Genomic DNA, 6,996 nt, shown 5'->3' with positions numbered 1-6,996 from the left:
GCTCCTTGGTCCGGCCTACACCTCAGCTACGAATACGGTAGCCACTGCAACCAACTTCCATCTCGAAACTCGTCCGGTTCGGCTACCACAAAGACGTGAACCGGCGCAGCACTACTTCATTTCGAAACGTTCTTTCAAGAACCCGATCGCGTGATCCCATCTTCGATTGTAGAACGCGAGATCCGTCGGGCTCTCGACTGAAAACACATCGCACCTCACATTCATTTCGTCTGCGAGTTTCTTCAACTCCAGACCAAAGATCGGATGATGGATTCCGTCCATGGGATTCTTCTCTGCAATCGACGGATCGCGAGACCGCCGGAAGTAGAACAGACTCGGCGGATCATCTTTGGTGAAATGATTGATGGGAGAATACTCCTCGATCAACCGATGCTTTTCTTCCGAAAGGTCGTCAACCTTTTCGACTTGATATCCAAACAGTTCCTGCAACCCGTCGCCCTTCCAAGCTTCACCGGGAATATGCGTTTTGATCCACCGATAGTCGTACGACGTCTGGGCGTTGAGCAAGATCAAGGCTGAAACTCTGGTCGACTCACGTGCGACGGGATCGACCGCCGAAGGGTCGGCACGGTCGTCGTTATACCCAATCCACTGCGCCAGACCGGCACCGGCAGAACCGCCGCCCACGGCGATGCGAGACTTATCGATATTCCATTTCTCCGCATTGAGCCGAATGAACTGCAACGCACGGGCACAGTCATCAAAACACGCTGGCGCGATCGCATGCTGACTCAACCGATAATTAAGAGTCACAAAATGGATTCCATTGGATGTGAAGTTGGTCGAAAACAAGCTCCCTTCGGACTTGTCGCCTCTCCGAAATCCTCCACCATGAATCCAAATCATGCACGGCGCCGGTTCGCTCCCCTCCGTCTTAGCTGCGTAAACATCAAAAACATGACGCTCATGATCGCTATACCGCACGTTTTCATAATCCGGCTTCACCTGCCGACGTCCGACTCCAGAAATGATAGGCGTGCGTTGACGAGGCACCATGCGTTGCGGTCGGGCATCTGTGTTCCCGGCATTCAGGTCTCGAATCTCACCGATTCTCTCTCGAAGCATCTTCAGCTTCTGCGCCGCCTCGGCTAGCACCAACACTCCATCGCCATCCTCATCGAGTTGCTGGAACAACCGATCCGGACCAGTGAACTCGGCTTGCGTCAACTTGCCATCACCGTTCTTGTCATCACTCTTCATTCGATTGATGAGCCGCTCAGCGACGTTTTGCGCCGGCAATACAGCGGGAGCCAATAGTATTCCGAGAACCGCTATTACGAACCTGGCTGCCATCGCTGTGCCTAAACTAGATTGAAAACGTTTGGTACGAACCCTGCGGAGTGCCACTGGCGTCCAACACCATCCTCGCGTGGCCGTTCGATAAAAAGCCGATAATCTCTCCCCACGATAACAAACCGAACGGACTCGACGAACCGATTGCCGTCTATTCTGATACGAAACCTGATTGGGCAGACCGTTCGCTGAACGCCGTGGTAGCACTCAAGACCTGGGTGGAAGGGCCAAGGGCATCCATCAAATACACAACCCCGTCAACGTGCAAAAAGACCGGTGTCTCGGTGCTGCGGCCGCAAATGATCCGCGAACATCCCATCTCGACACGAAATCGCAATGAAGCTCAAGCGACTGCTCCCACGTTGGCAATCGCATGTGGAGTCGTTGCGACAGCATGACTTTCAGTCGGCAATCTTCGCCGTGAACTGCGGTGATTCGTCACTTTCTGATTCCGAGCTTCCTTAAGTTTGGAATCCTCTTCAGGCTCAATAAAGTGCGTCTTCGTTGCTCTTGCCATCAGTGACGATTTGTCCCTCACCATTGCGGTTCTTGCGAGCCTACGCACTGGCTAGATAGAGCACGAATCATATGTCGCTACCTTCGCCAAACGGTGGCCGCCCGCCCCTTTTCCACGCTCTCGCTAGCTCGGCTTCGTCATAGTGGAGTCGTGCGGCTAAAGCGGTAACCGCGTTTTTCGAATATGTTATTGAAACATCTTGAATTCGCCAGGAAAGACGTCGGCGCTGGAAATCGAATTGGGAAGAACGTGCAGTAGGTCGCACGTCCACTTGAGACCGCCAGATGGCTGTCCAGAAGAAAACCATTCACTCGAAAGCGGATCACGATGGACAGAGCAATTGTTTAACTCGAGGAAAGAACGAATGAAGACGGCAAAGCCAGTTTTATGGAGCATGTGTGTGCTGCTGTTCTCTGCGGCAGCGATGGCCGGTCCGGCAACCGATTCTGGAACGTATTTCGTCGTAGACGGCAATCCGCAGGTGAACGAGAACCTGATCCGGTTTGGTCATCATAGAAACGGCCAGATCGAGTTCACAGGAATTGCGATCTTTGATATGTCCGGTTACTCCACAGGCGAACTTCAATCCGAAGGCGTTTCGTTGTCGGGCAACCTGAAGGTTTTTTCGGGCAAACCAGCCGGACTGACCGTTGAATACCTGGGAACGTCCGCGGCGGGTGAACTCACTGTGCAGAGCGGGAGGCAGTGGAACGCGGCGCCCGCGATGGTCAGTTTGCCTCTTTCCCCGAAGGCCAATCATTTTGCTGCGAACATAAAGCTTCCTGCTGATTCGCTGACCAATCGATACGCTGTCTTTCGTTTCAAAAACGAAACCCTTGCCTCGCAGTGGGACCTATCTTCGCCCGTCTTAACGCTTGCCGGCAGGGTGACTCTCCCATCCGCACAAGAACCTTCCGCAGCTTCAAATGATTCGGGCGATACGGCGGCTTTGTATCGCAAAACGATTCCCACTGAAAAGCAATTGGATCCAGAATGGGTCGAGTCCTTGACGCAGCGTGGACACAGGGCAGACGCGGCCATTCGCGGTTCGAAAGAAGAAGACTCACTCAAATACATCGGCATGCCCGTTGGCGGAATTGCTTGCGGCTCTTTGGTCATCGATGGTGCGGGACAGCTGTATGTCTGGGATATTTTTGGAGCTCAGCCGATGGGGCTGGTCAAACAGGACGTTGAATTGCCAGAAGGCTACATCGGCTTCAAAAACGGATTACGCAAGACGATTCGCGTGCATGACGGCGCGAACTTCATGAACCCGCCGACGGTCGAAAAATTCCCACCGCCTGTGAAGAGCGGCTTCGCCCTGAAACTAACAGGGGGCGCGGAGTATCAACTGGGTTCCGACGATTGGGATACGGTTGAGTTTGAAGGCCAATGGCCAGTTGGAAACGTGAGCTTCACCGATTCGGCATCGCCGGTCAGCGTTGAGCTGAAGGCGTTTTCTCCCTTTATTCCATTGAACGTCGAAGACTCAAAACTTCCGGCCACAGTCATGGCTTATACACTGATCAACGAATCCTCGAAATCGGTTTCGATTGAGTTCGACGGCTGGCTCGGGGTGCCAGAGCGGGACGCCAAATTACAGACCGAGTCCATTGACGGAGCCACCGGATTTTCCCTTAGCCTGCCAAAGGCGGGGAAGAATAAAGCGGGAACGTTGGGACTGACCGTGGTTAGCGACGCCATGCCCATCATGAGAGACGGCATCAACGGCCTGCGTGTTTCGGTTGAACTGGCGCCGGGCGAGCGTCGAGATATCCCGTTCCTGATCACGTGGCATTTCGGCCATGATGCGTATAGCAAAAAGTTCAGTGATGCCGCGGAGGTCGCTGACTATGTCGTGGGCGAATTCGAGCGACTCTCTTCGCACACCCACCTGTGGGCCGATACTTGGAACGATACGACGCTGCCTCAGTGGTTCATCGACCGCGCGATGGCCCCCGCGAGCACGATGCAAACCGCCAACCTGCAATTCGCCGGTGACCGCTTTTGGGCCTGGGAAGGCATCGGGGCCGGAGCCGGTACCTGCACACACGTTTGGGCCTACGCTCAGGCGATGGCCCGCCTATTCCCGTCATTGGAGCGAAACCTGCGAGAAGTAACAGACTTCGAGAAATATCAACTGCCTGACGGAGGCGTTCCGTTCCGTCCCTCGAAGAGCAACGCGATTGCGATCGACGGTCAGTGCGGGACGGTGTTGCGTTCCTACCGCGAGCACCAAATGTCGGCGGACGACCGCTTCCTCAAACGTAACTGGCCGTCGATTAAAAAGGCGCTCAATTACCTGATCGAGTTCGACAAAAACGACGACGCCTACGACGGGCTCCTGGACGGCATGCAGCACAATACGCTCGATGCGGAGTGGTACGGAAAAGTACACGTGCTCTGTTCGCTCTATCTTGCGGCATTGCGTGCCGGCGAAGAGATGGCTGCTGTCACGGGCGATTCCGAATTCGAAAAACTCTGCCGCGATACCTATGCAATGGGTAGCAGGAATATCGAGAAGCTCTACAACGGGGAGTACTACGTACAGATCGAAGATCCGAACCACGCCGACGCAATCGGGGTCGGCCCCGGCGTTTACATTGACCAAGTCTACGGCCAGTTCTGGGCCAACCAAGTCGGACTTGGACGTCTCTACAACGAGCAGCACATTCGCTCCGCGCTCAATGCCATTTGGAAATACAACTACGTAACCGATGTCGGGCAGTTCCGCGAAGTTTTTAGAAAAGGTCGTTTCTATGCTTGGAAAGGTGACGCCGGTGTGATCATGTGTTCCTGGCCCAACGGTGGCATCAACGAGAAGCAACGCGATTTTTGGACCTATGGCTACTTTAACGAAGTCATGTCGGGATTCGAGCATCAACTCGCTGCTCACATGATTGCCGAGCGCGATCCCGAACTGTTGACCAAGGGTTTGGCGATCATGAGAACCATCCACGACCGCTATGCGCCAGCAAAACGCAATCCCTACAACGAAATTGAGTTTTCCGATTTCTATGCCCGCGCGATGGCCTCGTACGGCAGTTTCCTGGCTGCCTGCGGATTTGAATACAATGGTCCCGCCGGAACGATCGGATTTGCCCCGGTGATCCATCCCGAAAACTTCCGCGCACCTTTCACTGCGGCGGAAGGCTGGGGCACGTTCAGCCAAAAGATTGACGAAAATTCGATGAAGGCGGCTATCAGCGTGAATTGGGGCAGCGTGAAACTGCAGTCGATCAAGCTGAATCCGGGGAATCTAAAAGCCGAAACGGTTGCGGTGACGCTGAACGGAGAATCGCTGAAGGCAAAACTGGTTAAGAATGACGAAAACACCGCGATTGAACTTGATACTCCAGCTACCATTGATGCCGGCAATGCTCTCAGCATCGAACTGCGTTAACGCGACAGAGCGGTTCGCGCATTTTGCGTAGTGGTGGCTTCTAGCCGCCATCAGCGTGATTTTATGAAGCGTTGGCTAGCCACCATCGGTGCAACGTTAGCGAGCGATCCCTGGCGGCTGGAAGCCACCACTTCGAAGGCATTCCAAAGATTCAACAGGGTGACAGGTAAGAGATACATGAAAGACAAAATTTTTGCTCGCTTGGTGCTAGGACTAGCGAGTTTCGTCTGGGCGACAACGGCATGTGCATCAGATACGCCCAACGTCGTTTTGATCTTTGCTGATGACCTGGGGTACGGTGATCTGAGTTGTTATGGAGCAACGAAAGTACAAACACCCCATATCGACAAGATTGCATCAGAAGGGCGTCGCTTTACCGATGCGCATTCGGCATCGGCGGTTTGCACACCGTCGCGTTATGGGCTGCTGACCGGCGAGTATCCATTTCGTGCAAACGGAGGCAAAGGCATTTGGGGCCCCTGCGGCCATTTTCAGTCCCTGCTGATTGATACCGACAACCTGACCCTCGGGCAGCTTTTCAAAAACAAAGGCTATGCCACGGCCGCGATCGGTAAATGGCACCTCGGTTTCGGGACGGGTAAGACTGACTGGAACAAGCCGCTGCGCCCAGGACCACTGGAGCTGGGGTTCGATTACTACTTCGGCGTGCCGAAAGTAAATAGCGGTTATCCGTATGTCTATGTCGAGAACGACGGCATTGTCGGCTACGATCCGAGTGATCCCATTACCTTCCAAAAGCCATATTCAAAAACAACCACCTATCCTCCGGAAGCCAGTCAGAAGACGGTGAACAAGGTGGGAGGCGCCAAACGGGCTCATGCCATCTACGACGATGAAAAAACGGGCATGCTCCTGACGGAGAAAGCAATTCAATGGATCGAGAGCAATCAACAAAAACCCTTCTTCCTCTATTTCCCGACGACCAATATTCATCATCCATTCACCCCGGCCCCGCGGTTTAAAGGCACAAGCCAGGCAGGACTCTACGGCGATTTCATACATGAGTTCGACTGGATGGTTGGTGAGCTGATGAAGTGCCTTGAGAAGAATGAACTGACCGAAAACACCTAGGTCATCGTGACTAGCGATAACGGCGGCATGTTTAATCGCGGCGGACAGGATGCGTTCGCCGCCGGTCATCGTCAGAATGGTGACTTGCTCGGTTTTAAATTCGGAGTTTGGGAAGGCGGTCAGCGGGTGCCGTTTATTGCCAAATGGCCGGGGAAAATTGAATCTGATTCTGTATCCGATCAGTTGATCAGCAGCGTGGACATGCTGGCGACTTTTGCGGCGATTACGGGCCAGACTGTCGAAGAGGATCAGATCGGCGACAGTATCAATGTGCTGTCGGCCTTGACTGGCGATCCCGACGCACCAGTAAGGGAAAGTCTCGTGCTGATCCCTCGCCAGCCCGGTCAGGTTTCGATCCGCAAAGGCAAATGGATGTACATCCCGAACCAGGGAAGTGGCGGCTTTCAAGGTAAACTAGGCACTCATGGCGCCGGTGGCCCGGCCGCAGTTGCATTTGTTGGCAATGAAAATAGCGACATTGAAAACGGAAAGATCAAAAAGGGTGCGCCGCCAGCCCAGCTCTACGATCTCGAGGCCGATGTGAGCCAAACGAAGAATCTCTATTCTCAATACCCTGAAGTTGTGCAGGAAATGAAAGCATTGCTGAAAACTTATCGACAGGAAAGGTAACGGGAGGGGCGTTAAGCAGGTACATAGAAGTGATTCGGTA

2 protein-coding genes and 1 pseudogene are annotated in these 6,996 nt (G+C 53.9%); 2 read left to right on the top strand and 1 reads right to left on the bottom strand.

The window, feature by feature from the left end; all coding sequences use genetic code 11:
• Nucleotides 1-111: 111 nt before the first annotated feature.
• A complete protein-coding gene (locus NB063_RS31630) occupies nucleotides 112-1,275 on the bottom strand; it encodes an alpha/beta hydrolase (RefSeq protein WP_250933782.1) in 1,164 nt (387 codons plus the stop codon).
• Between the two features lie 920 nt (nucleotides 1,276-2,195).
• On the opposite strand from NB063_RS31630, the gene NB063_RS31625 reads away from it, so the two are divergent.
• Both NB063_RS31625 and NB063_RS31620 read left to right on the top strand, forming a co-directional pair.
• Entirely contained in the window at nucleotides 2,196-5,234 is a 3,039-nt protein-coding gene (locus NB063_RS31625) for a GH116 family glycosyl hydrolase (protein ID WP_250933781.1), read from the top strand.
• Between the two features lie 177 nt (nucleotides 5,235-5,411).
• Nucleotides 5,412-6,956 (top strand): annotated as a pseudogene (locus NB063_RS31620) (sulfatase family protein).
• Nucleotides 6,957-6,996: the final 40 nt, after the last annotated feature.

The sequence above is a fragment of the Aporhodopirellula aestuarii genome (assembly GCF_023701485.1).
Taxonomy (GTDB): Bacteria; Planctomycetota; Planctomycetia; order Pirellulales; family Pirellulaceae; genus Rhodopirellula; species Rhodopirellula aestuarii.
Note: the sequence above shows the minus strand (reverse complement) of the source record. Positions and strands in the feature narration are given on the sequence as shown.

Bases quoted from the DNA above. Each gene is read 5' to 3' on its own strand.
- NB063_RS31625 (WP_250933781.1), top strand. From the start codon at position 2,196: ATGAAGACGGCAAAGCCAGTTTTATGGAGCATGTGTGTGCTGCTGTTC.